22 protein-coding genes are annotated in these 25,775 nt (G+C 72.4%); 10 read left to right on the top strand and 12 right to left on the bottom strand.

What is annotated here, in order from left to right; genetic code table 11:
* Positions 1-89: 89 nt before the first annotated feature.
* Entirely contained in the window at positions 90-617 is a 528-nt protein-coding gene (locus OHA68_RS37995) for a helix-turn-helix domain-containing protein (RefSeq protein ID WP_327104576.1), read from the bottom strand.
* A 58-nt stretch (positions 618-675) separates the two neighbouring features.
* Between OHA68_RS37995 and OHA68_RS37990 the strand changes: the two genes are divergently transcribed.
* The gene (locus OHA68_RS37990; RefSeq protein ID WP_327104575.1) at positions 676-1,629 is read left to right on the top strand and encodes an alpha/beta hydrolase; all 954 of its coding nucleotides are present in this window, start codon (positions 676-678) and stop codon (positions 1,627-1,629) included.
* Between the two features lie 106 nt (positions 1,630-1,735).
* Here the strand turns inward: OHA68_RS37990 and OHA68_RS37985 are convergent, their stop codons facing one another.
* From OHA68_RS37985 to OHA68_RS37975, 3 genes are read right to left on the bottom strand one after another with little or no spacing between them, the layout of a single operon-like run.
* The gene (locus OHA68_RS37985) at positions 1,736-3,160 is read right to left on the bottom strand and encodes an RNB domain-containing ribonuclease (protein ID WP_327104574.1); all 1,425 of its coding nucleotides are present in this window, start codon (positions 3,158-3,160) and stop codon (positions 1,736-1,738) included.
* A gap of 29 nt (positions 3,161-3,189) precedes the next feature.
* The gene (locus OHA68_RS37980; RefSeq protein WP_189140742.1) at positions 3,190-4,083 is read right to left on the bottom strand and encodes a 5'-3' exonuclease; all 894 of its coding nucleotides are present in this window, start codon (positions 4,081-4,083) and stop codon (positions 3,190-3,192) included.
* Positions 4,083-5,270 carry a PP2C family protein-serine/threonine phosphatase gene (locus OHA68_RS37975; RefSeq protein ID WP_189140531.1) on the bottom strand — a complete coding sequence of 396 codons (1,188 nt, stop codon included), beginning with the start codon at positions 5,268-5,270 and terminating at the stop codon, positions 4,083-4,085. The genes OHA68_RS37980 and OHA68_RS37975 overlap by 1 nt, the downstream gene beginning before the upstream one ends.
* 191 nt (positions 5,271-5,461) lie before the next feature.
* Here OHA68_RS37975 and OHA68_RS37970 point away from each other — a divergent pair, with 191 nt between their 5' ends.
* The 4 genes from OHA68_RS37970 to OHA68_RS37955 all read left to right on the top strand — a co-directional run bounded on the left by OHA68_RS37970 (position 5,462) and on the right by OHA68_RS37955 (position 9,267).
* Positions 5,462-6,571 carry a M24 family metallopeptidase gene (locus OHA68_RS37970; RefSeq protein WP_327104573.1) on the top strand — a complete coding sequence of 370 codons (1,110 nt, stop codon included), beginning with the start codon at positions 5,462-5,464 and terminating at the stop codon, positions 6,569-6,571.
* Between the two features lie 484 nt (positions 6,572-7,055).
* Positions 7,056-7,919, top strand: coding sequence for a terpene synthase family protein (locus OHA68_RS37965; protein WP_327104572.1), 864 nt, complete (start codon positions 7,056-7,058; stop codon positions 7,917-7,919).
* 260 nt (positions 7,920-8,179) lie between these two features.
* Positions 8,180-8,773 (top strand): GTP-binding protein, encoded by a 594-nt coding sequence (locus OHA68_RS37960; protein ID WP_327104571.1) that lies wholly within the window; start codon positions 8,180-8,182, stop codon positions 8,771-8,773.
* 23 nt (positions 8,774-8,796) lie between these two features.
* Complete coding sequence (locus OHA68_RS37955) at positions 8,797-9,267, top strand: Lrp/AsnC family transcriptional regulator (RefSeq protein ID WP_327104570.1); 471 nt, start codon at positions 8,797-8,799, stop codon at positions 9,265-9,267.
* 4 nt (positions 9,268-9,271) lie between these two features.
* Here OHA68_RS37955 and OHA68_RS37950 read toward each other — a convergent pair whose 3' ends face one another.
* The 5 genes from OHA68_RS37950 to OHA68_RS37930 all read right to left on the bottom strand — a co-directional run bounded on the left by OHA68_RS37950 (position 9,272) and on the right by OHA68_RS37930 (position 16,732).
* Positions 9,272-10,537, bottom strand: a complete 1,266-nt coding sequence (locus OHA68_RS37950; RefSeq protein WP_327104569.1) for a cation:proton antiporter — start codon at positions 10,535-10,537, stop codon at positions 9,272-9,274.
* A gap of 36 nt (positions 10,538-10,573) precedes the next feature.
* The gene (locus OHA68_RS37945) at positions 10,574-12,958 is read right to left on the bottom strand and encodes a hypothetical protein (RefSeq protein ID WP_327104568.1); all 2,385 of its coding nucleotides are present in this window, start codon (positions 12,956-12,958) and stop codon (positions 10,574-10,576) included.
* A 103-nt stretch (positions 12,959-13,061) separates the two neighbouring features.
* A complete protein-coding gene (locus tag OHA68_RS37940; RefSeq protein WP_327104567.1) occupies positions 13,062-14,132 on the bottom strand; it encodes an N-acetylglucosamine kinase in 1,071 nt (356 codons plus the stop codon).
* Positions 14,117-15,376: a 6-phospho-beta-glucosidase gene (locus OHA68_RS37935; protein WP_327104566.1), complete on the bottom strand. Its 1,260-nt coding sequence runs from the start codon at positions 15,374-15,376 to the stop codon at positions 14,117-14,119. The genes OHA68_RS37940 and OHA68_RS37935 overlap by 16 nt, the downstream gene beginning before the upstream one ends.
* A gap of 36 nt (positions 15,377-15,412) precedes the next feature.
* The gene (locus OHA68_RS37930; RefSeq protein WP_327104565.1) at positions 15,413-16,732 is read right to left on the bottom strand and encodes an ROK family transcriptional regulator; all 1,320 of its coding nucleotides are present in this window, start codon (positions 16,730-16,732) and stop codon (positions 15,413-15,415) included.
* A 351-nt stretch (positions 16,733-17,083) separates the two neighbouring features.
* Here OHA68_RS37930 and OHA68_RS37925 point away from each other — a divergent pair, with 351 nt between their 5' ends.
* The 5 genes from OHA68_RS37925 to OHA68_RS37905 all read left to right on the top strand — a co-directional run bounded on the left by OHA68_RS37925 (position 17,084) and on the right by OHA68_RS37905 (position 22,775).
* Positions 17,084-19,252 (top strand): HelD family protein, encoded by a 2,169-nt coding sequence (locus OHA68_RS37925; protein WP_407674526.1) that lies wholly within the window; start codon positions 17,084-17,086, stop codon positions 19,250-19,252.
* A 350-nt stretch (positions 19,253-19,602) separates the two neighbouring features.
* Entirely contained in the window at positions 19,603-19,776 is a 174-nt protein-coding gene (locus tag OHA68_RS37920) for a hypothetical protein (protein WP_327104563.1), read from the top strand.
* Between the two features lie 70 nt (positions 19,777-19,846).
* Entirely contained in the window at positions 19,847-21,436 is a 1,590-nt protein-coding gene (lnt, locus tag OHA68_RS37915; protein WP_327104562.1) for an apolipoprotein N-acyltransferase, read from the top strand.
* Positions 21,437-21,438: 2 nt separating this feature from the next.
* Positions 21,439-22,182: a polyprenol monophosphomannose synthase gene (locus OHA68_RS37910; protein ID WP_327104561.1), complete on the top strand. Its 744-nt coding sequence runs from the start codon at positions 21,439-21,441 to the stop codon at positions 22,180-22,182.
* Between the two features lie 92 nt (positions 22,183-22,274).
* The gene (locus OHA68_RS37905; protein ID WP_327104560.1) at positions 22,275-22,775 is read left to right on the top strand and encodes an FxsA family protein; all 501 of its coding nucleotides are present in this window, start codon (positions 22,275-22,277) and stop codon (positions 22,773-22,775) included.
* A gap of 113 nt (positions 22,776-22,888) precedes the next feature.
* Here OHA68_RS37905 and OHA68_RS37900 read toward each other — a convergent pair whose 3' ends face one another.
* The 3 genes from OHA68_RS37900 to OHA68_RS37890 all read right to left on the bottom strand — a co-directional run bounded on the left by OHA68_RS37900 (position 22,889) and on the right by OHA68_RS37890 (position 25,745).
* On the bottom strand, positions 22,889-23,233 hold the full coding sequence (locus OHA68_RS37900; protein ID WP_189140545.1) for an RNA polymerase-binding protein RbpA: 345 nt from the start codon (positions 23,231-23,233) through the stop codon (positions 22,889-22,891).
* A 248-nt stretch (positions 23,234-23,481) separates the two neighbouring features.
* Positions 23,482-24,930 carry an MFS transporter gene (locus tag OHA68_RS37895; RefSeq protein WP_327104559.1) on the bottom strand — a complete coding sequence of 483 codons (1,449 nt, stop codon included), beginning with the start codon at positions 24,928-24,930 and terminating at the stop codon, positions 23,482-23,484.
* Between the two features lie 14 nt (positions 24,931-24,944).
* Positions 24,945-25,745, bottom strand: coding sequence for a glycerophosphodiester phosphodiesterase family protein (locus OHA68_RS37890; protein ID WP_327104558.1), 801 nt, complete (start codon positions 25,743-25,745; stop codon positions 24,945-24,947).
* Positions 25,746-25,775 lie beyond the last annotated feature (30 nt).

Raw genomic sequence — 25,775 nt, 5'->3', positions numbered from 1 at the left:
GCACGCTCGCCGGCCGGTCACCCGTACTGACCTAGGCGCACGCTCGCCGGCCGGTCAGCCGTCCTGACCTGGGCACGCTCGCCGGCCGGTCAGCCGTCCGAGGGCATGGCGATCAGGCTGATCATGCGGCGGGTGCGGTCCGGGCCGGGGGCGCGCCCCTGCCGGGCGGTGACGGCGGTGCGCACCTCGGTGAGCAGTTCGGCCAGCTCCTCGTCGGTCAGCCATAGCGCGGCCTGCTGATAGGTGACGCCGTCGGCCGTCGGGTCGGCCGGCTCGCGGGTCAGGTAGCGGTCGAAGTCCGCCAGCAGGCCGCCGGTGAACGCGGTGAAGGCTCGCCGGTGGTCGTCGGGGGTCATGGCGGCACGGTCGGCCGGGTCGATCTCGGCGCGGTCCCAGTGCACCCGGTAGGTGCGCTCCACCGCGCCCCGGACCCGCTTTTCCTCCAGCACCTCCAGCACCCCGGCGGCGGTGAGCACCGCGATGTGCCGGTACATCGTCGCCGGGGCGATGTCGGGCAGGCGCCCGCGCAGTTCGGCGGTCGTGCTGGGGTGGCCGTCCAGCAGCGCCCGCAGGATGCGCAGCCGGACGGGGTGCAGCAGCAGATCGAGGCTTGCCATGGATCCATTATTCCCTCATATGATACCTTTATCAAAACTGATAATGATGGAGGTGCGCATGACCGGACGGAACAGGCCCTCGGGACAGGCACCCGCGGACGCGGGCGTCTTACGCGAGATCGAGATGATCGCGACGGCCGATGACGGCCTGGCGCTGGCGGGGACCCTCACCCTGCCCGCCGGCCCGGGCCCGCACCCTGCCGTGGTGTGCCTGCCGGGCTCCGGCCGGCTGGACCGCGAGTCCAACGCGGGCCGGCTGCGCATGGCCCTGGGCCGCCCCCTGGCCACCGTGCTGGCCCAGCGGGGTGTCGCCTCGCTGCGCTATGACCGGCGCGGTGTCGGCGCGACCCCGGGAGACTGGCGCGCGGTCGGTTTCCTCGACAACCGCGCCGACGCGGCGGCCGCCCTGCGCGGGCTGCGCGCGCGTCCGGAGATCCGGGCGGAAGCCACCGGAGTGGTCGGGCACAGCGAGGGCGCGATGCACGCGATGTGGCTGGGCGCGCACGAGCACCCCGCGGCCGTGGTGCTGCTCGCCGGCTACGCCCGTCCCGGCGAGAGCGCACTGCGCCGGCAGGCCGCCCGGCTGGCCGCCACCCTGCCCCGCCCGTCCCGTCCGCTGCTGCCGCTCCTGCGCACGATCGCGGCCCGGCAACTCACCCGGTTGGCGGCCACCACCACCGACGTGGCCCGCCTCGGCGGCACGCGGATCAACGCCCGATGGTGGCGGGAGCAACTGGCCTACGACCCGTGTGCGGATCTGGCCCGCATCCAGGCTCCCGTACTGGCGATCACCGGCGAGAAGGACCTCCAGGTCGATCCCGGCGACCTGGCGACGATCGCGCGGCTGGTCCCGGGCGGAGCCGACACCCGCCTGATCCCCGATCTGACCCACATCCTGCGGCGCGACCCCGGCCCGGCGTCGATCCTGTCCTACCGCCGCCAGCTACGCCGGCCGGTGGACACCGACGTCCTCACCGACGTCGCGCGCTGGCTGGCCGACCGGCTGCACTGAGACGCCGGCCCCGGAGCGGACGGCCGAGGGCGCCGCGACGACGAGGAACGGAAACGGGAGCCTCGATGGCCTCCCCACGCCCGTCGGCGGGTGACCAGATGAGTCCTCAAGCGAGGGTGAAGCGGACCTCGCGGGTCGCCGGGTCGGCCTGGACGAGCCGTACGCTCACCCGCTCGCCCAGCGGCAGCTCGCCGTCGCAGCGGGCGATCACGGCGGGATCGGTGAGCTGCACCAGCCCGCCGCCGCGCTTGGCGTCGACGTCGATCACCATCGCGTCGAACGCCTGCCCCACCCGGTCGCGCAGCAGGAACGCCTCCACCAGGTCCACGCAGGCGCGCTCGGCCGCACTCGCCCGCCGCCCGCTCACGGACATCGCCTCCGGCAGCGCCGCCAGCGCCGCCCGCACGTCCGAAGGAACCGGCTCCCCGGCTGCCACCGCCAGGCACACCTCCGTCGCGTAGCGGTCCACCAGCCGCCGCAGCGGCGCCGTCACATGCGCGTACGGCGCGGCGACGGCGGCATGGTCGGCCAGCTTCGGCGGGGCCCCGTCGAAGGCCACGTAACCGGCGCCGCGCAGCAGCACCCGCGCCTCATGCAGAAACGCCGCCTGCTGCGGGACCTTGGCGTCCAGCCCGTGCACCACGGAGCCGTAGGCGGCCCCCTCGGGCCAGGGCACCTCCAGCGCCTCGGCCACCCGGCGGACCTTGGCCAGGTCGGCCGGGCGTGGCGCGGGCAGCACCCGCAGCACGCCGATCTCCGCGTCCAGCATCATGGCGGCCGCGGCCATGCCGGTGAGCAGGGACAGCTGGGCGTTCCACGCCTCGGCCGGCAGCGGCAGCCGGTATTCGAGCCGGTAGCCGCCGTCGGCGGGCACCATCTCCTGGTCCGGCGTCGGCAGCGTGACCCCGCCCCGGTCGCGCTCCAGCGCCAGCCTGAGCCGGCCGATCTCGGCCAGCAGGGCGAGTGTGCCGTCGGCGGTGCCGGTGTCGACGGCCGCCTGCACGTAGGCGTAATCGAGCCGTTCGCGGCTGCGTACCAGCGCCCGCTGCACGTCCGCGCCGACCGTGCGGCCGTCGGCGTCGAGGTCCACCCGCCACACGGCGGCCGGCCGGGTCGCGCCCGGCAGCAGGCTGGCCCCGCCCTCCGACAGCACCCGGGGGTGCAGCGGCACGTTGCCGGTCGGCAGGTAGACCGTCGCGCCCCGGGTGCGGGCCTCGGTGTCGATCACGCCGCCCGGCCGCACGAACGCGCCGACGTCGGCGATGGCGTACCAGACGCGGTAGCCGCCGGGCAGCCGCTCCAGGTGCAGAGCCTGGTCGAGATCCATCGAACCGGGCGGGTCGACGGTGATGAACGGCAGGTCCGTCAGATCCATGCCGCTGAGCCGGGGCACCTCGGCGACCCATTCGGCCTCGGCGAGCACGGCCTGGGGGAAGTCGGCGGGGAGGTTGAGCTCCCGCCGGACGCGGTCGAAACCGTCTTCGAGGCGGACGGGAACCTCGCCTGGCACGTGGATGCTCGTACTCGACACGCGCTCAACCTACAACCGAGGACGTACGCCTACCGCCGCAGGACCTCCAGCAGGCGGTTGAGCGGCCCGTCCAGGCCGTAGCGGTCGGCCAGGCGGACCAGCGCCTCCGGATCGCGCGGCTTGACCGGCAGCGTCAGGTCGGCGTCCGGCAGGGGCGCGTCGGGAGCCACCCGCACCACGGCGGGCGCGGCCGTCAGGTAGTCGCGGGAGGCCGCCAGCTTGGTGCGGCTGCCCGCCGGGAAGCCCTCCGTGACGCCCTCGTCGAGCGCCGCCAGCAGCGCGTCCAGCGAGCCGAACCGGGTGATGAGCGCGGCCGCGGTCTTGTCGCCTACCCCCGCGACACCGGGCAGGCCGTCGCTGGGGTCGCCGCGCAGCGTGGCGAAGTCGGCGTAGGCGCGGCCGGGGACGCCGTACTTGGCCGCCACGAACGCCTCGTCGACCAGCTGCAGGTTGCGCAGGCCGCGGACGGTGTAGAGGACGCGGACCGGGCGGGCGTCGTCGACGAGCTGGAACAGGTCGCGGTCGCCGGTCACGATGTCGACCGCGCCGGACGCCCGGTGGGTCAGGGTGCCGATGACGTCGTCGGCCTCGTAGCCGGGCGACTCCAGCCGGGCGACGCCGACCGCGTCGAGCACCTGCTCGATCACCGGAATCTGCGGCACCAGCAGGTCGGGCACCTCCTCGGCGTCGCCGTGGGCGACCCGGTGCGCTTTGTACGTGGGGATCGCGGCCACCCGGAAGGCGGGCCGCCAGTCGGCGTCCATGGTGGCCGCCAGCTCGCTGGGGGAGTGCCCGCGCACCAGCGTGGCGATCATGTCGATGAGGCCGCGCACGGCGTTGACGGGCATGCCGTCCGGGGCGGTGATCGACTCCGGGATGCCGTAGAAGGCCCGGAAGTACAGCGACGGGGTGTCCAGAAGCATCAGCACCAGCCCAGTATGCCCACCGCCAGCAAACACGCGTCATCTTCCGGATTCGGGCCGCCGATGTCGGTCAGCAGCCGGTCCAGCCCTTCGTCGAGATCGCAGCCCGGCAGCTTGCAGGCCGCCGTCATGACCAGATCAAGGCCCTCGTCGATGTCGCGGTCGCGCCGCTCCACCAGCCCGTCGGTGAACATCAGCAGCAGGTCGCCGTCGCGCAGCTCGGTCGTGGCCAGCCGGTACGGCCGGTCGCCGGCGGCGCCGAGCAGCACCCCTCTGGGCGGATCGAGCTGGGAGGCCACGCCGTCACGCACCAGGATCGGCGCCAGGTTGCCCGCCTGCCCCCAGGTGAACACCCCGGTGGCGGTGTCGAGATGCCCGACGATCGCGGTGGCCGTGGTGTCGGCCAGCCGGTGCAGCACCAGGTCGTTCAGCCACGCCAGCAGCCGGTTGGGCGGCGCGCCCGTCATGGTGAGGCCGATCAGGGCGTGGCGGAGCTGTGCCATGTGCGCGATGGCGGGCAGGCCGTGCCCGGACACGTCGCCGATGGCCAGCAGCACCCGGTCGTCGGGCAGCGCCGCGGCCTCGAACCAGTCGCCGCCGAGGCTGGCCGTCTTCTCGGCGGGCACGTACCGGACGGCGATCCGGGTGCGCGGCAGGTCGAGGCAGCCGACCGGTTCGGGCAGGATGGCCTCGCGCAGCGCCAGCATCACGTGCCGTTCCTCGGCCGCCTGCACCCGGGCCTCAAGGAGCTGGCGGCGCGACTCGGACATGATCCGCTCGGCGCGGCGGCGGCCGGTGATGTCCTGGATCACGCCGTGCACGCCGGTCGGCCCGCCGGGGGCCATCAGCGGTTCCAGCACCATGCGCAGGTTGCGCACGTCGCCGGCGCCGCGCCGGATGCGGAACTCCGCCTGCACCGGCTCCACGCCCTGCCCGACCGTCCACAGCAGCTCGTCCAGGGCGGCCAGGTCGGCGGGCTCGACGTGGTCGGCCACCTCCGCCAGCCGCAGCGGCCCGTCATCCGGATCGCGGCCGAAGATGGCGTAGGTCTGGTCGGACCAGATGATGCAGCCGGTGCGCAGGTTCCACTCGGCCCAGCCCATGTTGCCCAGCCGCTGGGCGTGCGCGAGCCGCACCGCGAGGAGCTCGCAGTCGAGATGGCCGCCGACCTCCGTCGCCGCGCTCATCGGACGATGCCGGTGACCGCGCTGGTGACCTCCGATGGCATCGACCATGATCTCACTCTCAAACGGCGCGGGAACAGGACAATTGGCCTCACAATACGTGATCGATCCTCAACGGAGTGTAGCGAGAGCTTGCCGTGTTGTGAGAGCTTTTCGCGGATTTTAGGATGCGTGATCCGAGTAGATTGGGGCCTGTGACCGATTCAGACCTGTACCCCGTGTCCCGCCTCGCCGCCGTTCAGGAGGCCACCGCCAAAGCGGGCTTGGACGCGCTGCTGCTGACCCCCGGCCCGGATCTGCGTTACGTCAGTGGCTACGACGCCAAGCCGCTGGAGCGGTTGACGTGCCTGGTGGTGCCCGCCGCCGCGGAGCCGTACATGATGGTGCCGCGCCTGGAGCTGCCGGCCGCGCAGGCCTCGCCCGCCGCCAGGCTCGGCCTGGACTTCGTCGCCTGGGACGAGACCGAGGACCCCTACCGGATCGCCGCCCGCCGCCTCGGCGAGGTGGCCCGGGTCGGGCTGGCCGACCGGATGTGGGCGATGTCGTCGCTGCGCTTCCGCGACGCGCTGCCCGGCGCCGAGCAGGTGCTGGCCGGCAACGTGCTGCGGGAGCTGCGGATGCGCAAGTCGCCCGGCGAGGTGGCGGCGCTGCGCGAGGCCGGCGAGGCGATCGACTCGGTGCACCGGCAGGTGCCGCAGTTCCTGCGCGCCGGACGCACCGAGCGCGCGGTCGCCCGCGACATCGCCGAGGCCATCCTGGCCGCCGGCCACGACACGATCGACTTCGTCATCGTCGCCTCCGGCCCCAACGGCGCCAGCCCGCACCACGAGGTGTCCGACCGGGTCATCCAGCAGGGCGAGCCGGTCGTCGTCGACATCGGCGGCCAGCTGCACAACGGCTACTGCTCCGACTCCACCCGCACCTACAGCCTCGGCGAGCCGCCCGCCGACTTCGCCGCCTACTACGAGGTGCTGCGCCGCGCCCAGGCCGCCGCCTGCGACGCCGTACGGCCCGGCGTGACCTGCGAGTTGATCGACGCCACCGCCCGCGAGATCATCGCCGAGGCCGGTTACGGGAAGCACTTCATCCATCGCACCGGTCACGGCATCGGCATCGAGACGCACGAGGAGCCGTACATCGTCGCGGGCAACGGCGAGCCGATGGAGGCCGGCTTCGCCTTCTCCGTCGAGCCGGGCATCTACCTGGCCGGCCGGCACGGCGCGCGCATCGAGGACATCGTCGTGTGCACCGAGACCGGCGGCGAGCGCCTCAACACCACCACCCGCGAGCTGGTGATCATCTAGCGGTCCCGTACGAGAGGGCTTTTCCAGAAGAACCTTCGCCGGCGTGCCGGTGTATCAGATCCGGGGCCGCGCGCTCTGAGAGTGCGAGGACAAGGGAGGCGGCGAGCGAGAGGGTTTCAGGGGAGCCGGGGTCCGACCCGGCAGGTGCGCCGGAGTTGCCGTCGGAGGGGTCGGCAGTCTCCGGGCGGCCGCTGCCCGGAAGGGCCACCGAGCGGTCGTGCGAGCACACCCGAAGATCCGCGCTGTCCGTACGCGATGCTCGCCGCCTTCCCGCGCGGCCGTGAGGGTCGCCGGCGTGCGGGCCGGCCCGGCGGCGAGGGTCCGGGCCGGCCGCACGTGAGAGCGTCGCGCGGGCCTGGATGATCTGGCCACGCTGCTGTCACCTTGATCGGATGCTTGTGATCATGTGACAATCAATCACACAGGGGTGACCGTGGGTGTTGGGGGTCTCGCATGATCCGTGTGCCGATCGAGCGGACCTAGGATGCCGGGGGGCCTGCCGGACGAGGCGTTCGAGCTTGGCAGGACGTGCGCGCTGGCCGCCGAGTGCGGCAGGGACCTGCGGCGCTGTGCCCAGATGTACGACGAGCTGTTCCCCGCGACGACCTTCGACGGCGACTTCTACACCGCGCATTCGCTGGCCGCCGCGTTCTGCGCGCCCTGGGCCAGCGCCGACCGCCTGAAGATGGCCGGCCGTACCGCGCTGTGGGTGCTGGCCCTGGACCGGCTCGTGGACCACACCGCCGCCAGCCTTGAGCAGGTGACCTCACTGATCCGCGACTGTCTGGCGGTCGCCGACGGCGCGCCGCCGCAGGCGGCCGTCACCCGGTTCCTGGCCGACCTGCGTGACGAACTGGCGACGGTCGAGGAGTTCGGCGTCCTGCACCGGCTCTGGCGCGACCAGCTCGCCAGGATGCTCGCCGGAATGGCCAGGGCCTGGGTGTGGCGTGACACCCGGGCCGAGATCACGCTCCCGCGTTTCGTCGACAACGCCGACAGCCGCGGCACCTGCTTCGTGGATCTGTCGCACTGGATCTACGCGGGCGATACGTGGGCGAAAGGGCATTTGGCGGAATTGCGCGCGGCCAGCGAGCAGGTGCAGCGCTATCTGCACCTGCTGGGCGACCTGGCCTCCTACCGGCGGGACGTGAGCTGGGGTGATCTCAACGTGCTCACGCTGGGCATCGGCAGGGGCGAGGTGACGGACGCGATGGCCGGCCTCGCGGGCGAGGCGGGCGAGCTGATCGGCCGGGTACGGGAGAGCAGCCCACGTGCGGCCGACTACTTGTGGCGACAAATGGGTTTTAACGCTGGCTATCACAACATTTCGGGCTATGGCCGTCCATGAGTAACCAAGATGTCAGATAGCATGACGATCTGTTTTACCCGACGCCAATCTCTGACCCACTAAAGAGGTTATAGCCGACATACGGTGACATATGGATCTCTGGGGGTCTTCGGCGCTTGAGTGGAATATGCGGCGTTGCTAGGGTGTCTCGATGCCAGGTAAGTGGATCAATCTTCTCGACGCCTTGAGCAGGAGCCACTGACCACGGCGCCGCAGGCTGACGGTCTCGCGGGCGTGGAGGGAAGTGCAGGCGGTGCTGGATGGACTTCGGTCGCTCTGAGCGGTGGCGGCTGCCCACCCCGATCAAGATTCTGATCGCGGGCGGCTTCGGCGCGGGCAAGACCACCATGGTGGGCGCGGTCTCGGAGACCCGGCCGCTGCGCACCGAGGAGGCGCTCACCCACATCGGCCGGCACATCGACGACCTGTCCGGCGTCGAGGCCAAGCCGACCACCACCGTGGCCATGGACTTCGGCCGCATCACCATTCGCGGCGACTACATGCTCTACCTGTTCGGCACCCCCGGCCAGGAGCGCTTCCTGTTCGTCTGGGACGACCTGGCCATGGGCGCGCTCGGCGCCGTGGTGCTGGCCGACACCCGCCGCCTGGCCGACTGCTTCCCGGCCATCGACTACTTCGAGAAGCGCCGCCAGCCGTTCGTGGTGGCGCTCAACTGCTTCGACGGCGCCCGCCCGTTCACCATCGGCGAGGTGCGGCAGGCGCTGGGCCTGGATCCGGGCGTCCCGATCGTGCGCTGCGACGCGCGCCGGCGCGACTCCAGCAGGGACGTTCTCGTCACGCTCGTGGAGCACGCGCTGCGCATGGGGGCCTCTCCGGTCGGGACGATGTCGTGACCTTCACCGGCTACCTTTGACCGATGGAGGAGATCGACCGCAGGATCGTCATGCTGCTGGCCGAGGACGGCCGGATGAGCTTCACCGAGCTGGCCAGGGAGACCGGGCTCTCGGTCTCGGCCGTGCACCAGCGTGTGCGCCGCCTGGAGAAGCGCGGCGTGTTGCGGGGCTATGCCGCGATCATCGACTACGACGCGATCGGGCTGCCGCTGACCGCGTTCGTGTCCATCAAGCCGATCGATCCGGCCGCGCCCGACGACGCCCCGGACCGGCTGTCCCACCTGACGGCCGTCGAGGCGTGCCACAGCGTGGCGGGCGACGAGAGCTACATCCTCAAAGTCCGGGTCGCCTCGCCGGTAGGGCTGGAGGAGCTGCTGCAGCAGATCCGCGCCCTCGCCAACGTCTCCACCCGCACCACGGTCGTGCTCAGCACCCCTTACGAGCACCGCGCCCCCGACGTGAAGGGCACGGCCGGGCCGCCCGACGCCGAGTGAGGGCTCAGTTGCCGGCCCGGTCCACGTCGCGCGGCCGGCCGGCCCGGAGGGTGTCGAGGCGGTCCATGATCGGGGTGGCGGTGATCCCGTGCAGCACGACGGAGGTCAGCACGGCGAAGGCCACCACCGCCCACAGCTCCGCCGCGGGGACGCCGAAGTCCGCCTGGCCCAGCGCGTAGGCCAGATAGAACAGCGAGCCGATGCCGCGTACCCCGAAGAACGAGATCGCGATCCGCTCACGGGGCCCGGCCGCGCCGCCCAGCTGGGTCAGCCACCCCGCCACCGGCCGGATCACCAGCACCAGCAGGAGGCCGACGGCCGCGCCCTGCCAAGTGAGCGCGGCCAGCCCGCCGGTCGCGACGAAGCCGCCGAGCAGGAGCAGCAGCCAGGCGGTCAGCAGCCGCTCGATCTGCTCGACGAAGCCGTGCAGGACGTTGTTGTAGCCGTGGCCGTGCTCGGCGTTCCTGATGGTGCACGCGGTGACGAAGACCGCGATGAAGCCGTAGCCGTGCACGAGCTCGGTCAGGCCGTAGGTGAGCAGGGTGGCGGCCAGGGCGACGAAGCCGTCGCGGTGCTCGGCCAGCCGCAGCTTCTTCTCCCCGGCGTGGAAGAACAGCCGGCCGAGCAGCCGGCCCAGCAGCAGCCCGCAGATGACCCCGGCGGCGGTCCGGTAGAGCACGTCCACCAGGGCCCACTCACTCACCCAGCCCACGCCGCCGACCGCCGCGACGGCGATGGCGGCGTACACGATGGGGAAGGCCAGCCCGTCGTTCAGCCCGGCCTCGGAGGTCAGCGAGAAGCGGACCTCGTCGTCGGCGTCGGCCGCGTCGACCGGTTCGCCGACGCTGACGTCGGAGGCGAGCACCGGGTCGGTCGGCGCCAGCACCGCGCCGAGCAGGAGCGCCGCCCCGATCGGCCAGCCCAGCAGGAGCAGGGCCACGGCGGCGACGGCGGCGACGGTGAGCGGCATCCCCCAGCCGAGCAGCCGCCACGTCGTGGCCCAGCCGCGCAGCCCGGCCCGCCGGTTGATCGCCAGCCCGGCGCCCATCAGGGAGATGACGACGCAGAGCTCGGTGATGTGCTCCAGCGCGACCCGGTGCGCGACCGGATCGGGCTCGGGCAACCCGATCGGCAGCAGGAACAGCAGCACGCCGCCGATCAGATAGACCAGCGGCAGCGAGATCGCCCGCCGGGCGAGGATGCCGGGTAACAGGGCGGCGAGCAGGGCGGCGCCGCCGCCGATGGCGAGGAGGAGGTCTGGGGTCGACATCGATGGGTTAATGCCCCATAGATCACCTCACATCCCTTATGGGAGGAAATTGCCCGTCAGGCGGCCCAGCGCCTCGTCGTACGGCGGGTCGAACCAGTAGTCGACATGCCAGCGCGCCGGGGCGAGCGGCTCGCCCGCCTCCCGCAGCGGCGGGTCCCAGCAGAACACGTCCACCCGCGCGCCCCGCGCCCGCCCGTCCGCCCGCGCATCCCGCGCCCGCCTGTCCGCCCGCGCATCCCGTCCCTGTCCGTCCGCCCGTCTGTTCGCCGGTGCGAACGGGTCGGCGCGATCGAAGACGGGACCGCCGATCGGGTCGCTCAGCCGGTAGAGGTTCACCCATGGCGCCGCCGCACGCACCGCCGACAGGCCCGGCGTGCCGAAGTAGGCGGGGAAGAACGCGGCGTACAACCGGCGCAGCGGCGAGCCGTGCGTGAGCAGCCGCACCCGCTCCCGTACGGCGGGATCGAGCTGCAGCACCAGGGCTGCGGCGATGACACTGCCCTGGCTGTGCCCAGAGATCAGCACCTGGTCGTCCTCCTCCCGGGTGAGCACCTCCACCCGGGAGACCAGCTCGGGTATGACCCGCTCGGTGTAGCAGGGCGGCGACAGCGGGTGGATGGCGCGCGGCCAGAAGGTGGAGACGTCCCACAGGATGCCGACGGTCCTGCGCAGCCGGGAGTCGCTGTACGAGCGCCGGCCCAGCAGCACCAGACCGACGGCGAGCGTCGCCATCGCCCAGCTGCCCAGGGTGGCGAACAGCCCCGCGGTGCCCTCCACCGGCGTGACCAGCCGCAACCGGTAGATCACGGTCACCACGGCGAACCCGGTCAACCCGGCGCCCACCAGCAGCCCCAGCACCAGCCCGGCCCGGTCGGAGAGCGCCGCCAGCGACCACTTCCCGGCCACCTCGCTGGCGTGCCCGCCGTAGAAGTCCGTCAGCTTCGGCGCCAGCGTCGCGGTGGTCGCCTCGCGGATCCGCCACAGGACGACCGCGACCAGGACCACGCCCGCCACCATCACCGGGACCAGGGCCGCCGTCCACCACACCGGGTCGTCGAGGAAGAGGTCGCCGCCGAGGTCCGCGGCCCGGGACGGGGACTCCGGGGTGCCGAAGAAGGACGCCGTCCAGAACAGCAGGCCGAGCGCCAGCGCGTTGGCGCTGCCCGCGGCCGCCATCAGCGTGAACCAGCTCGCCATCCCGCCCATCGCGGGCCGCCCGCTCGCATCCACCGCCCGGTCCACCCTGCCCATCGCGGGCCGTGTGCCCGGATCCACCGCCCGGTCCACCCCTCCCATCGCGGGCCGTGTGCCCGGATCCACCGCCCGGTCCATCCTGGCCAGCGCCCAGGTGCCCGCGCCGATGACCACCGCCAGCACCATCGTCAGCACCACCTGCGCGGTTCCGGACCCGACCCCCGGCAACTGCGCGCTGAGTACCTCAGGCGACGGCAGCCCGGCCAGCGCCCACCCGAACGTCACCAGGAAGAGCACCGGAGCCGCGACCCCCAGCGCCCGGCAGGCGCGGCTCAGCCACCCGGCCGCGTCGCCGTCCTCGGGATCCACCCGGCGGGCGATTCCCGGCAGGATCACCAGCACCACCGCGGCCACCTGGACGGCCGCGTTCGCCACGGTCAGCGCCAGACCCGCCGCCGAACGGGCGAACGGCGCGGACACCGCCAGCCCGATCGCGCCGAGCGCGAAGGCGATGTGCACGTTCCGCAGCCGCCACACCGGGACGCCGCCGTGCCACAGCCGCCGCCGGGCCAGCAGCACCTCGGGCCGGCCGGGCCCGCTCGGCGGCAGCACCGTACGCTCGTCCCGCCGCCACGTACGCCGCGCGATCGCCCACAGCACCCCGACGACCGCCAGCGGCACCAGCGCGGTGACAGCGAGCCGCCGTGACTCCTGCGTCCCCCACAACTGGCTCAGCCAGCGCACCCACACCGGCGCGCTCTCCTGCGCGCAGGCCCGCCCGGCCGCGGTGCACTGCCAGCCGACGAGATCGACGCTCGCCCCGACCAGGGCGCCGACGAGCGTCCCGGTGAGCAGCAGCGCGAACAGCCGCTGCGCCGCCTCGACGGTGTGGCGCAGCCGCCGCCCGCCCGCCGGTCGCGGCAGCATGAAGTAGGCCAGGTTCGCCATCGAGAACGGCAACAGCAGCAGCCACAGCGCGTTGGTCCGCCCTCCGGAGGTGAGCCCGCCCCACGCGTACGCCTCGCGATGGCGTACGCCCGGCACGTCCGCGCCCTGCCCGCGGGGCCTGCCGGCCGGCCACCAGCGGCGGTAGAACCCGGTGGTCCCGTCGCCGGCCACCAGGCGCGGATACGGGTGATCGAGCATCGGGCCCGGCGGCGTGCCGGAGACGCCGTGCACGCGCAACTCGGTCACGCCCGTGGTACTGGTGTCCAGAAACCCGTCCATGACCGCAGGATGACGGCGACGAGCGCGCTCGCGCTACGTAATCGCCCATTCACCAGGAGTTCCCGATGTCGTGGCGGCGTGCGTCACCGGCGGTTCCGGCGATTCACCGGGAGGTCCCGAGGTCGTAGTGGGCGCGGAGCCGGGCCTTGGCGGCCGGGGTGGCCCCCAGGTGGTCCAGGCCACTGAGCGCGGCGCCGGCGATGGGCGCGAGGCTCGCCACGACCAGCTCCGCCTTCGGGGCCCTGATCGCGAACGCGGCCTCCAGGCGCCCCGTCAGCCGCCGATGCCCGGCGGTGAGTATCCCGCCGCCCAGCACCACCTGCGCGGGCGTGTCGAGCAATCCCAGGCGGCGCAGGCACACCTCCGCGAGCACCACCACCTCCTCCGCGAGGCGGTCCACCAGCGAGCCCGCCACCTCGTCGCCCGCCTCGGCGGCGGCGAAGACCCCGGGGGCGAGCTCGTGCAGCCGGTCCATGTCCAGCTCACCGAAGTGCAGCGCCAGGACGACCTGCTCGACCGTGGCCGCCCCGAAATGGGCCGTCACCAGCTCCGCCAGGGCGGTGGCCGGGCCGCGCCCGTCCTCGGCGCGGATCGCGTGCCACAGCGCCTCCTCGCCGAGCCCCTCACCGCCGCCCCAGTCGCCGCTCAGCCGCCCGAGCGCGGGGAAACGGGCGACCTGCCCGGTGGGGGAGGCGCCGACCGCGTTGATGCCCGCCCCGCACACCACCGCGACGCCGGCCGGGCCCGACGCGCCCGCACGCAGCAACGCGAAAACGTCGTTGCGTACGACGACGTCGGCGCCGAACCCCCTCGCCGCGAACTCCCGCGCGAGCGCCTCCTCCTCCACCGGCAGATCCGCCCCCGCCAGAAAGGCGGCCACATGATCGAACCCCACCCCGCCCGGCCGCACGCCGGGCAGAACCCCCTCGACCCCGACCTCGAGGTGCGCGGCGGTCAAGGCCCGCTCGACCACGGCCTCCGGGCGCGCAGCGGCCAGGGCCTGCTCCACCACGGTGACCGCTGCCGCCACGCCCGTGCTCTGCGGTCGGAACGGGCCCGCGCGGCCGGTCGCCAGCACCCCGCCGTCCTCGGCCACCACGGCCACGTCCGTCTTGCTGTTGCCGCCGTCCACCGCCAGCAGCAGCCTGCGAGCCGCCACTAGCTCACCGCCCACGGCAGGTGCCCGCGATCGGCCTCCAGCAGCAGACCGGTCAGCTCCTGCGCGACCGCGTCCTGGCCGACCAGCGGGTGCGCCAGCAGGGCGTCCCGCACACGGTCCGCCCCGCCGTGCCGGGCCGCGCCCAGCGCGAGGGTCTCGTACGCCGACACATGCGCGATCAGACCCGCGTACAGCGGCTCCACCGGCGTCACCGGCAGCGGCGCGGCTCCCGACGCGGTCACCGTCGCCGGCACCTCGATCACCGCCTCCGGATCCAGGAACGGCAGGGTGCCGCCGTTGCGCACGTTCACCACCTGGGTGTCACCCCGATCGCCCAGCAGGGAGGCGATCAGCGCGACCGCGGCCTCGGAGTAGAAGGCGCCGCCCCGCTCGGACAGCAGCTCCGGCTTGGTCACCACCGCCGGGTCGGCGTACATCGCCAGCAGCCGCCGCTCCATCGCCGCCACCTCGGCCGCGCGCGACGGCTTGGCGCGCTGCTCGGCCACCACCGCGTCGTGGGCGTAGAAGTAGCGCAGGTAGTAGGACGGCACCGAGCCGAGCCGGCGCAGCAGCCCGGGGCGCAGGCCCAGGTCGGCCGCGATCTCCTCGGCGTGGCCCGCCAGCAGCGACGGCAGCACGTCACGCCCGTCCAGGAACACCGTCCGCTCCCAGGACAGGTGGTTGAGCCCGACGTGGCCGAGCGACACCCGCGACGGCTCGACCCCGAGCGTGGCGGCGAAGCGCCGCTGGAAGCCGATGGCCACGTTGCACAGCCCGATCGCCCGGTGCCCCGCGTCCAGCAGCGCCCTGGTCACGATGCCGACCGGGTTGGTGAAGTCGACGATCCAGGCGTCAGGGGCCTCCCGCCGTACCACGTCGGCGATCTCCAGCACCACCGGCACCGTCCGCAGCGCCTTGGCCAGGCCGCCCGCGCCCGTCGTCTCCTGCCCCACACAGCCGCAGCGCAGCGGCAGCGTCTCGTCCACCTCGCGCGCGGCCTGGCCGCCGACCCTGAGCTGGAACAGCACGGCCCGCGCCCCCGCGACCCCTTCCTCGACCGAGGAGGTGGCCACGATCCGGGCGGGATGCCCGGCGTGCGCGAGCATCCGCCGCGCCACCCCCGCCACCACCTCAAGTCTCGATTTATCGGGATCTATGAGGGCGATCTCCGTGACGGGCAGCTCGTCACTGAGCCGCGCGAAACCGTCGATCAACTCGGGCGTGTACGTCGAACCGCCCCCGACCACAGCCAGTCTCAACCGTTCTCTCCTGTCATGGTCGTGTTCCCGGGGAGCTCACCGCCGGCTCCCCGTGGAGTCGAAGATCTCGTCCCGGACGGTCGCCAGAGCGAGATCGAGCGCGCCGGCCAGCACCGGGTTGCCCCGCACCGCCGACAGCCGCACCCGCGGCCGGGCGATCGTCAACGCGTGCAACTCCTGCTCGATCAGCGCACGCAGCGTCTCCCCGCCGGCCAGCACGGCCCCGCCGGTCAGCACGATCAGCCCCGGATCCACCACGGACGTGATCGCGGCCAGTCCCACCGCCAGCCGCGCGGCGACCTCCCGCAACGCCACCCCGGCGACCTCGGCCCCCACCCCCGCCGCCCCGCCCACCACGGCGCCCACCGCCGTGCCCGCCACCGTGCCCGCCGCCGCGTCCGCCGCCGCGTCCGCCACCGTGCCCGCTCCGGTCACCGTGCCCGCTGCTGTGCCCGCTGCTGTGCCAGCAGCCGTGGCCGCCGCGTGGGCGACGGCCTGGCGGAGGTCGGCGCCTGGCACGCCGTGGGAGCGCAGGACCCGCAGGACGGCGGCGCCGCCGGTGAGCGCCTGGTAGCCGTGGTCGGCGTACTGGCCGGTCTCGCGGGCCGTGGGCGCGCCCGGCGTGGGCATGTAGCCGACCTCGCCCGCGCCGCCGGTGGCGCCGCGATGCAACCGGCCGCCGAGCACGATGGCCGCGCCGATGCCCTCGTCCGCCCACAGGAGCACGAAGTCGGGGGTGCCGCGTGCCGAGCCGTGCGCCTGCTCGGCCATCGCCACCAGGTTGACGTTGTTCTCCACCGAGACGGGCACGCCCAGGCCCTCGGTGAGCGCCGGTTCCAGGTCGTCGATGTGCCAGCCCGGCATGTCGCGCGCGGTGGCGTACCCGAGTCTGCCGGTGACGGGGTCGAGCGCCGCCTGGACGCCGATCACCACCCGGCGCGGCGGGGCCGGCGCCTTCGCGCCGGCCAGCGCCGCGCGCAGCCGGTCGATCAGGGTGCCGCGCGGGCGCGGCCCGGTGGGCAGGGTGTGCTCGCCGACGACGGCGCCGGACAGGTCGGCCACCCTGGCCTCGATGCGGGTGGTGGTGACGTCCAGCGCGGCCGCGTACGCCGCCGCGGGGTTGATGCGGTAGAGCTCGGCGGTGCGGCCCGGCAGGCCCTGCCGGATGCCGTCTAGGACCACCAGGCCCGCCTCCTGCAGCCGGAGCAGGAGCTGGGAGGCCGTCGGCTTGGACAGACCGGTCAGGGCGCCGATCTCGGGGCGGGTCAGCGGGCCGTGTTCCAAAAGCACGCGCAGAGCGGCGCGATCATTGATGGCGCGTAGCAGACTGGGAGTGCCCGGTACGGGACCGCTCACTGTCACCCCTTCACCGCAACGTTAGGAAACTTTCCTAATGAAATGAACGTAAGGAGTGCCGGCGGGTCGGGTCAAGAGTCGAAGCCGAGCCGTGATCACCAGCGGAAGGGGGATCGGGTGTAAGAGTGGGAGTCCCTCGACAGGCATGCTAATGTCGTCGTTTGTCGTAACAACAAGCAGAATAGCCCGGAGTGTCCCATTACCCACATTAATGGTCTGGCGGCAACGCGTCAAACAGAGCTCGCCAAGGAGCAGGCGTATGTCACCCGCCTTTACGACCGTCTCGACCTGTTGCGTGAGCGCACCCAGGGGCAACTCAAGGACGTGCTGGCGGCGGGCGCCGTCGGGACGATGCAGAACAGGTCGGAGCGTGACACCTTCGCCGAGATGTACGCCACCCGGCTGGCCAGGCTGTGGGCGGTGGAGCGCGGGCTGACCTTCGGCCGGCTCGACCACGTCGACGAGGGCCGGCTCTACATCGGCAAACTCGGTCTGAGCGACGACGAGCAGGAGCGGCTGCTCATCGACTGGCGGGCGCCGATCGCGCAGCCGTTCTACCGGGCCACCCCGGCCGCGCCGATGGGCGTGACCAGGCGCCGCCACCTGCAGACCAAGGAACGTGTGGTCAAGGCCGTCGAGGACGATCTGCTCGACTTCGACGCGCTCACCGACGACGACCGCGCCACGCTCAACGGCGAGGCCGCGCTGCTGGCCGCGCTGGACGAGCGGCGCACCGGCCGGATGCGCGACATCGTCGCCACCATCCAGTCCGAGCAGGACCGCGTCATCAGGTCCGACCTGGGCGGCGTGCTCGTCGTCCAGGGCGGTCCGGGCACCGGCAAGACCGTCGTCGCCCTGCACCGCGCCGCCTACCTGCTCTACACCCACCGCGAGCGCCTGGAGCGCCGGGGCGTGCTCATCCTCGGCCCCAACCTCACCTTCCTGCGCTACATCGAGCAGGTGCTGCCCTCGCTCGGCGAGACGGACGTGCTGCTGTCCACCGTCGGCGAGCTCTACCCCGGCCTGGTCGCCACCGCCAGGGAGCGGTCGGAGGTGGCCGCGCTCAAGGGCGACCCGCGCATGGCCGAGGTGCTCGCCAAAGCCGTGCGCGACCGGCAGCGGGTGCCGCGCAAGCCCGTCGAGCTGAACCTGGGCCGCTACACCCTCACCATCGACCGCAACATGCTGGAGTCGGCGCGCAACAAGGCCACCCGGTCCCGCCGCCCGCACAACCAGGCGCGCGCCACCTTCGTCAGGTCCCTGCTCAACGCCCTGGCCAGGCAGGTGGCCCGGACCCTCGGCAAGGGCCTGATCGACGACGACGAGCTGGCCGACCTGCGCGAGGAGCTGCGGACCGAGCCGGTCGTCAGGGCCGCGCTCAACCGGCTGTGGCCCTATCTGACCCCGCAGCGCCTGCTGGTGAGCCTGTACGGCTCGGCCGAGCGGCTCGACTACGCCGCCTCGGCGCTGTCCCCGCGGGAGCGGGAGCTGCTGCGGCGCGACGGGGTCGCCGAGTGGACCGACTCCGACGTGCCGCTGCTCGACGAGGCGGCCGAGCTGCTCGGCGAGATCGACGAGCAGGTGCTGCGCGCCACCGCGATGCAGGCCGAGGAGGAGCTCGCCGCCGCCCGGGAGGCGGAGGAGCACGAGCGTGAGGCCGAGCTCGCCTACGCCCGCGAGGTCCTGGAGCTGACCGGTCTGTCGGACGTCATGGAGGCCGAACGCCTCGCCGAGCGGCACCGCGGCGACGGCCCCTACCTGACCACCGCCGAGCGCGCGGCCGCCGACCGCAACTGGGCCTACGGGCACGTGATCGTGGACGAGGCGCAGGAGCTGTCGCCGATGGCCTGGCGCTCGATCATGCGCCGCGTCCCCACCCGCTCGATGACCATCGTCGGCGACATCGCGCAGACCGGTTCGACCGCCGGGGCCCGCTCCTGGGCCGACGTGCTCGACCCGTACGTGGCGGGGCGCTGGCGGCAGGAGCGGCTGAGCGTCAACTACCGCACGCCGGTGGAGTTGATGGCGCTGGCCTCGCGGGTGCTCGCCACCATCGATCCGGAGCTGGAGCCGCCGACCTCGGTCCGCGAAGGCGGCGCCGAGCCCTGGTCGGCGTCGCTGGCGGCGCTGCCGGAGCTGGTCAAGGCGGAGGTGGGGGAGGGCGGCAAGGTGGCCGTGGTGGCGCCCGACGCGATGCTCGCCGAGCTGGGCGAGGCGGTTCTCGGCGCGGTCGACGGCGCGGTGGTGATCGCGCCGGGCGCGGGCCGGGCGCACGGCGCGGCGGCGCTGGACGCCCCCGTGGCGGTGCTCGGGGTGGCCGACGCCAAGGGGCTGGAGTTCGATTCGGTGATCGTCGCCGAGCCCGACCTCATCGCCGGGCAGTCGCCGCGCGGGCCGAGCGACCTCTACGTCGCTCTCACCCGTGCCACGCAACGGCTCGGAGTCGTCCACGAACGGCCCCTGTCGCAGGCGCTGAGCGGCTTGCCAAGCCGCTCGAACGGTCCGGCAAATGGTGATTAAGGCGCTTTAGTGGTGCTGGCCCAGACGCTCCCACCTGCGAAAACTTGATGTTCCTGCTGATCGGGACACGGTTGACATCTGAGGTGGAGTCGGTAGTTTGCTGCCCAGTCCAGCACGGGACTTGGCCGGTTGGCCGTCTCTGACATCGTCGGATCCTGCGCCCGTGACGGAGCGAGCTCCGTCCACACAGCCAGGTGCAGGGCCGTCGGTCCGTCGAGTCGGGGCACCCCAGCCGGGCGGGGGGTTGGACCCGGGACGGGCCCGGGAGCCCAGTAGACAACGGAATTTCGCGCTCGCCGCCGACGAGACGGATCCGGTCCGAAGGGTTCCCGGGCCCTCTTCCCGCTCTCGTGCCCAGGATCGTCAGCGCGCCGGGTGGTCTCGTCCACGACGAGACCACCCTGCCGCTCCCCTCGCCACCGCTCCTCCCGCTTCCGCGCCGCCGGTCGCCCGCCGCCGCCGCTCTGGAGTCCGGCCAGGTACGCCGCAGCCCCGGATGGCGTCATCCCTTGGTCGTGCCGTGACCTGAGCGCGGCCCCGGGGCGGTAGCGTTTTCGCAAGGCAGGCGTGCCAATCGCGAGGAGAACCTGAGTGGTGCAGGAAAAGACGGGCCCGTCGCCCACCCTCGCGCCCGGTCCGGTCGCGGTCGAGCCGCGCCGCCGCACGCCCGCTCCCGAGTCGAAATGGGTCCTGTCCGGCCGCGTGGCCGCGGCCGTCGCCGGTGGCGTGCTGCTCTTCCTGTCCTTCCCGCCGCTGGACTGGTGGCTGTGCGCCCCGCTGGGGCTGGGGCTGGTCGTGGCCTCGCTCTACGGCGCGCGCCCGCGACGGGCGGCCTGGGTGGCCTTCCTGGGCGCCGTGGTGTTCCTGCTGCCGGCGCTGGTCTGGGTGCGGACGATCGGCGACGACGTCTGGCTGATGCTGGTGGGCGTCGAGAGCCTGTTCTACGCCGCCATGGCGGTGCCGGTCTCGCTGGTGTTCAGGCTGCGGCTGTGGCCGCTCTACTTCGCCGCGCTCTGGGTGGCCATGGAGTGGATCCGCGGGCTGGTGCCGATCGGCGGTTTCCCCTGGGCGCGGGTGGCCTTCAGCCAGGGCGAGTCGGTCTTCACGCCCTACGCCGCGCTGGGCGGCGCGCCGCTGGTGTCGTTCGCCGTGGCCCTGTGCGGCGCCCTGCTCGCCTACGCGCTGCTGCGGCCCGCCGCGGGCGTCAGGCAGGCGATCCCGCTGGCGCTCGCCCTGCTCGTCCCCCTGCTCGGCCTGGCGGTGCCGCGGCCGGCCGACGAGGGGCGCACCGTCAACGTGGGCATCGTCCAGGGCAACGTGCCCGGCCGGGGGATGGACTTCCTCGGCGACGAGCCCGCCGTCGTGCTGAAGAACCACGCCGAGGAGACCAAGCGGCTGGCCAGGGCCGTGCGCGCCGGCGAGCTGCCCAAGCCCGACCTGGTGGTCCTGCCGGAGAACTCCACCGACATCGACCCCTACCGCGACGCCTTCGCCCATCGGACGATCGACGAGGCGGTGAAGGACGTCGGCGTGCCCACGCTGATCGGCGCCGTGGTGGCGATCGGCGAGGAGCACCGGGCCACCCGCAGCCTGGTGTGGGACCCGGTCGCCGGACCGGGCGCCTACTACGACAAGCAGCGGCTCGTCCCGTTCGGCGAGTACACCCCGTTCAAGGACCTCGTGATGGCCCTGTACGACCGCGCCTCGCTGGTCGGCAGGCAGTCCGTTCCCGGTGAGAAGCCGGGCGACCTGAAGCTGGGGCCGGTCACCATCGGCGCGGTCAACTGCTACGAGGTCGCCTACGACGACACCGTGCGCGAGACCGTGCGGACCGGCGCCACGCCCATCGTGGTGCAGACCAACAACGCCTCCTACGCGCTGTCCAACCTCCCCGCGCAGCAGCTCGCCATGTCCAAGCTGCGGGCCGTCGAGCACAACAGGGCCGTCGTCACCGCCGCAACCACTGGCATATCCGCATTTGTCACGCCTGACGGTAAAGTCTCCTGGCAGACTCGTGAGCTCGTCGCCGACATGACCGTGGTGAAGGTGCCGGTGCAGACCGAGACGACGGTCGCCACCAAGGTCGGAGCGGTGCCGGAGTGGGCATTGATCGTGTTGGGAGCGGCGGCGGTCCTCGCGGCCGTATGGCGCAGGCGACGGCACGACCGGATGGGGAATGAGTGACGATGGAGACTCTTGGGCGGGTGCTGGTCATCGTCCCGACCTACAACGAGCGCGACAACCTGCCGAAGATCGCCGAGCGGCTGCGGGCCGCGCTGCCCGAGGCGCACCTGCTCGTGGCCGACGACAGCAGCCCCGACGGCACCGGTGAGATCGCCGACGCGCTCGCCGCCGACGACGATCACATCCACGTCCTGCACCGGCCCGCCAAGCAGGGGCTGGGCGCCGCCTACATCGCCGGATTCCGCTGGGGCCTGTCGGAGGGCTTCGACGTGCTGGTGGAGATGGACGCCGACGGCTCGCACCAGCCCGAGGAGCTGAACAGGCTGCTCGCGGCGCTGGCCGACGGCGCCGACCTGGCGATCGGGTCACGCTACGTCCCCGGCGGCCGGGTGACCAACTGGCCGGCCTCGCGGGAGTTCCTGTCCAGAGGGGCCAACCTCTATACGCGGATCATGCTCGGCCTGCCGGTCCGCGACGCGACGGCGGGCTTCCGCGCCTACCCGGCGGCCACCTTGGACAAGGTCGGCCTGGACGACGTGGAGTCCCAGGGCTACTGCTTCCAGGTAGACCTCACCCTGCGTACGGCGCGGCACGGGCTGCGGGTGGCCGAGGTGCCGATCACGTTCGTGGAGCGCACCGTCGGCACCAGCAAGATGAGCGGCCGGGTCATGGCCGAGGCGTTCTGGCGCGTCACCCAGTGGGGTGTCACCGGCCTGCCGACCAGGCTGCGCAGACGTCGAGGCTGACCCAGCGGTGTCCGATTCTGTCGCGTCTCCGGAACGCATCGGCCGCACCGGGCGTTGTCCTTGACGTAGACGAATGCTGAAGCGAGGCGACGATGCGGCTCCTGCTTTTCCTGGCTTTCCTGGTGATCCCCGTGCTGGAGATCTGGCTGCTCATTCAGGTGGGCACGGTGATCGGCGGCTGGCCGACCGTGGCCTTGCTGATCATCATCAGCTTGCTGGGCACCTGGTTGATCCGCCGCGAGGGGCGCAGGGCCTGGCACAGCCTGCAGAGCTCACTGCAGGAGGGCCGGCTGCCCGATCGCGAGCTGGCCGACGGCGGGCTCATCCTGGTGGGTGGCGTGCTGCTGCTGACGCCGGGGTTCTTCAGTGACGTGCTGGGGGTGCTCTGCATCCTGCCGTTCACCAGGCCGGCGATGCGGCGGCTCGGCGTGTGGTTCTTCGACCGGCGGGTCAAGAGGATGGCGGCGGCCTCGCCGTACGCGAACCTCTTTCCGGTCCCGCCGGGTGCGGCGCCCGCGGGTGCGGCGCGAGGGGAGTCGCCGCAGGGCCGGGTAGTGCACGGCGAGGTCATCCGCGAGGACCACGACGCCTGACCGCACGCCGGAACGAAGTGCGAGTGACCACGCGCTTCGGACCAGGCGGGGTGCATGCGGGCGTAGAGAAACCCCCGGGCCGCCGGCCCGGGGGTTTTCACCGTGAGATGTCGTCAGGCGCTCTTGCGACGCTGGGCCCTCAGGACCGCCAGCCTCTCGTTGAGCACCTCTTCCAGGTCCTCGATGGACCTCCGCTCTAGAAGCATGTCCCAGTGTGTCCGCGGGGGCTTCGTCTTCTTCGACTCCGGTTGCTCGCCGTCCACCCGCAGCGCGGTCGCGCCGCACATGCGGCACTCCCAGGTCGCGGGGATCTCGGCCTCGGCGGCAAGCGGAACGTCGAAGTGATGACCCTTTGGGCAGGTGTAGGACACCTCCTGGCGGGGGGCCAGATCCGTGTTACGGTCGTTCTCGTAGCTGGTTGCCCCGAGCCGGGTGCCACGAAGCGCGCGCTCGCCCATGTTTAAATGCCTCCTACAGGGCCCCCATGCGTGGGGGGTCTGTCTCCCACGGTGTGTAACGCTTGGTACCGTGATGGGATTCCCATCCACGGCGTGATCCAATCGCGCTACCGGCTAGCAGTTAGGACGGCGGGGCGTCGTCAGGCGTCAGAAACCGCGGCCGGTCGGCGGGGGGACGGGCGTGTGGCGGCCCGGGCGTGGCGGCCGAAGATCTTGCCTGACCTCCACTTTCTTCGACGATGGTGAGCTCAGATTCCCTCGGGGACTTCGTTGCCGGCGGCGCGGATGGCCTTGGGCAGGTTGACCAGGGCCAGCAGGACGAAGCCCAGCACAAAGAACACGATCATGGACAGGATGGCGATGCGGTAGCTGTTGGTGAGCTGCAGCGCGATCGTCACCGTGAGCGCGCCGATGAAGGCCGAGCCCTTGTCGCTGATCTGCAGGAGGCTGAAGTACTCCGCCTCCTTGCCCTTCGGGATCACCTGGGAGAACAGCGAGCGTGACAGCGCCTGGCTCCCGCCCAGCACGATCGCGATGGCGAAGGCCATCAGATAGAACTGCAGCGCGTCGCCTTCGCGCACGAACAGCGCCATCACCACGATGACCGTCCACAGCACGAGGCTGGCCAGCACCGTGCGCTTGGTGCCGAACCGGCGGGCCAGCGAGCCCAGCAGCAGCGCGCCGAAGAAGGCGACGAACTGCACCATCAGGATCGCGCTGATCTGCACATCCGGTTTCAGCTTGAGTGCCTCCGAGGCGAAGGCCGCGCTGTTGCCGATGACGGTCTGGATGCCGTCGTTGTAGACGAGGTAGGCCACCAGGAACAGCATCGTCAGCGGATACTGGCGCAGCCCCTTGAGGGTGCGGCCGAGCTGGCGGAAGCTGCCGCCGATCGCGGCCGGCGTGGTGCGCTCGTGTGCCGGGACCGGCCGGTTGCGCAGCCTCAGCAGCGGGACGATCGTGAACGTGGCCCACCACAGCCCCGCCGACATCATGCAGATCCGCACCGATTCGCCCTGGGTCAGGCCGAGCGCCTCGTAGTTGAGGTAGAGCACCAGGTTGAGGGCCAGCAGCAGGCCGCCGCCCAGGTAGCCGATGGCCCAGCCCCGGGAGGAGACGTGGTCGCGCTCCTGCGGCGTGGAGATCTGCGGCAGGAACGAGTCGTAGACCACGATCGAGGAGCCGTAGGCCAGGTTGGCCAGAATGAACAGGACCCCGCCGAGCAGGTAGCGGTCACCCTCGACGAAGTAGAGGCCCATCGCCGCCAGCGCGCCCGCGTAGGCGAAGATGCCGAGCATCTCCTTCTTGCGGCCGATGTGGTCGGCCAGCGCGCCCACGATCGGCAGGATGAGGATCTGCCCCAGCACCGCCACCGTCGTGATCAGCCCGAAGAAGGCGGCCGGCCTGATGTCCATGCCGAGCACGTCGACATAGCCCAAACCGGGATTCTGTACGGTCAACCGGTCGAAGCCGTCCGCACAGGTCGCGGCGGCGATCTGCGGGAAGTCCTGGGCGCAGGCCGCGGTCCTGGCCACCGCGATGAGGTAGGGGCCGAGGAAGACCGAGATGACCGTGGTGTAGAAGGCGGAGTTGGCCCAGTCGTAGACGTACCAGCCGCGCTGCTCGCGTCTGCGTGCCGCGGGGGATTCGGCGGTGGGGTCCACAGGGGGGTCCGCGGGGGGTGCGGGGGTGGGCATGTGTCGAGTCGCTCCTATGCGGCCATGCGGCCGGGATGCCACTGGTCGCGCCGCTCCAGCACGTCGCGCAGCCCGGTGATGTTGTCGGTCATGATGCCGTCGACGCCCAGATCGAGCAGCTGCTCCATCCGCGGGACGTCGTTGATCGTCCAGACGTGCACCTGCATGCCGACGGCGTGCGCCGTGCGGACCAGGCTCCGGGTGGTCACGCGCAGCCCGCGGAAGCCCACCGGGACCTGGGCGCAGGGGATGCCCGCCCGGGACAGGCGGACCAGCAGGCGGCCGTAGCCGGAGGTGGTGGCGGCGGCGCGCAGGGTGGCGACGCCGCGCGGGCCGAGTGCCGAGCAGACCTCACGGCCGAGCGCCGCCCTGGCCAGCATCAGGCGCTCGTCGGAGAAGGAGGTCAGGCAGATCCGGTCGTAGGCGTCGGTGCGCCGCACCGCCTCGGCCAGCGGCGCGATGGCGGCGGCTTCCTTGACGTCGATGTTGAAGCGGATGTCCGGCCAGGTGCCCAGCAGGTCCTCGAGCAGCGGGATCTCGTGCGTGCCGCCGATGCGGGCCTGCTTGACCGAGCTGTAGGGGAGCTCCGAGATGCGGCCGCGCCGGTCGGTCACCCGGTCCAGGGTGTGGTCGTGGAAGGCGAGCAGCACCCCGTCGGCGGTGGCGTGCGCGTCGGTCTCCAGGTGGGTGTAGCCGAGCCGCACGGCCCGCTCGAACGCTTCGGCCGAGTTCTCGGCGCCTTCGGCGGCGCCGCCACGGTGAGCGAAGGCGAGGGGGCCCGGGTGGTCGAGAAAGGCGAATCGACGGCTGAGCACGGTCTGCAGTATGCCTCTCGCGGGTGAACA

This window comes from Nonomuraea glycinis (genome assembly GCF_035920485.1).
GTDB lineage: Bacteria > Actinomycetota > Actinomycetes > Streptosporangiales > Streptosporangiaceae > Nonomuraea > Nonomuraea glycinis.
Note: the sequence above shows the minus strand (reverse complement) of the source record. Positions and strands in the feature narration are given on the sequence as shown.

Coding starts and splice junctions, on each gene's coding strand:
- OHA68_RS37990 (WP_327104575.1), top strand. CDS start 676: ATGACCGGACGGAACAGGCCCTCGGGACAGGCACCCGCGGACGCGGGC.
- OHA68_RS37895 (WP_327104559.1), bottom strand. CDS start 24,930: ATGCCCACCCCCGCACCCCCCGCGGACCCCCCTGTGGACCCCACCGCC.
- OHA68_RS37975 (WP_189140531.1), bottom strand. CDS start 5,270: ATGAGCGCGGCGACGGAGGTCGGCGGCCATCTCGACTGCGAGCTCCTC.
- OHA68_RS37910 (WP_327104561.1), top strand. CDS start 21,439: ATGGAGACTCTTGGGCGGGTGCTGGTCATCGTCCCGACCTACAACGAG.
- OHA68_RS37945 (WP_327104568.1), bottom strand. CDS start 12,958: ATGGACGGGTTTCTGGACACCAGTACCACGGGCGTGACCGAGTTGCGC.
- OHA68_RS37960 (WP_327104571.1), top strand. CDS start 8,180: ATGGACTTCGGTCGCTCTGAGCGGTGGCGGCTGCCCACCCCGATCAAG.
- OHA68_RS37965 (WP_327104572.1), top strand. CDS start 7,056: ATGCCGGGGGGCCTGCCGGACGAGGCGTTCGAGCTTGGCAGGACGTGC.
- OHA68_RS37980 (WP_189140742.1), bottom strand. CDS start 4,083: ATGCTTCTGGACACCCCGTCGCTGTACTTCCGGGCCTTCTACGGCATC.
- OHA68_RS37905 (WP_327104560.1), top strand. CDS start 22,275: ATGCGGCTCCTGCTTTTCCTGGCTTTCCTGGTGATCCCCGTGCTGGAG.
- OHA68_RS37955 (WP_327104570.1), top strand. CDS start 8,797: ATGGAGGAGATCGACCGCAGGATCGTCATGCTGCTGGCCGAGGACGGC.
- OHA68_RS37995 (WP_327104576.1), bottom strand. CDS start 617: ATGGCAAGCCTCGATCTGCTGCTGCACCCCGTCCGGCTGCGCATCCTG.
- OHA68_RS37950 (WP_327104569.1), bottom strand. CDS start 10,537: ATGTCGACCCCAGACCTCCTCCTCGCCATCGGCGGCGGCGCCGCCCTG.
- OHA68_RS37925 (WP_407674526.1), top strand. CDS start 17,084: ATGCAGAACAGGTCGGAGCGTGACACCTTCGCCGAGATGTACGCCACC.
- OHA68_RS37900 (WP_189140545.1), bottom strand. CDS start 23,233: ATGGGCGAGCGCGCGCTTCGTGGCACCCGGCTCGGGGCAACCAGCTAC.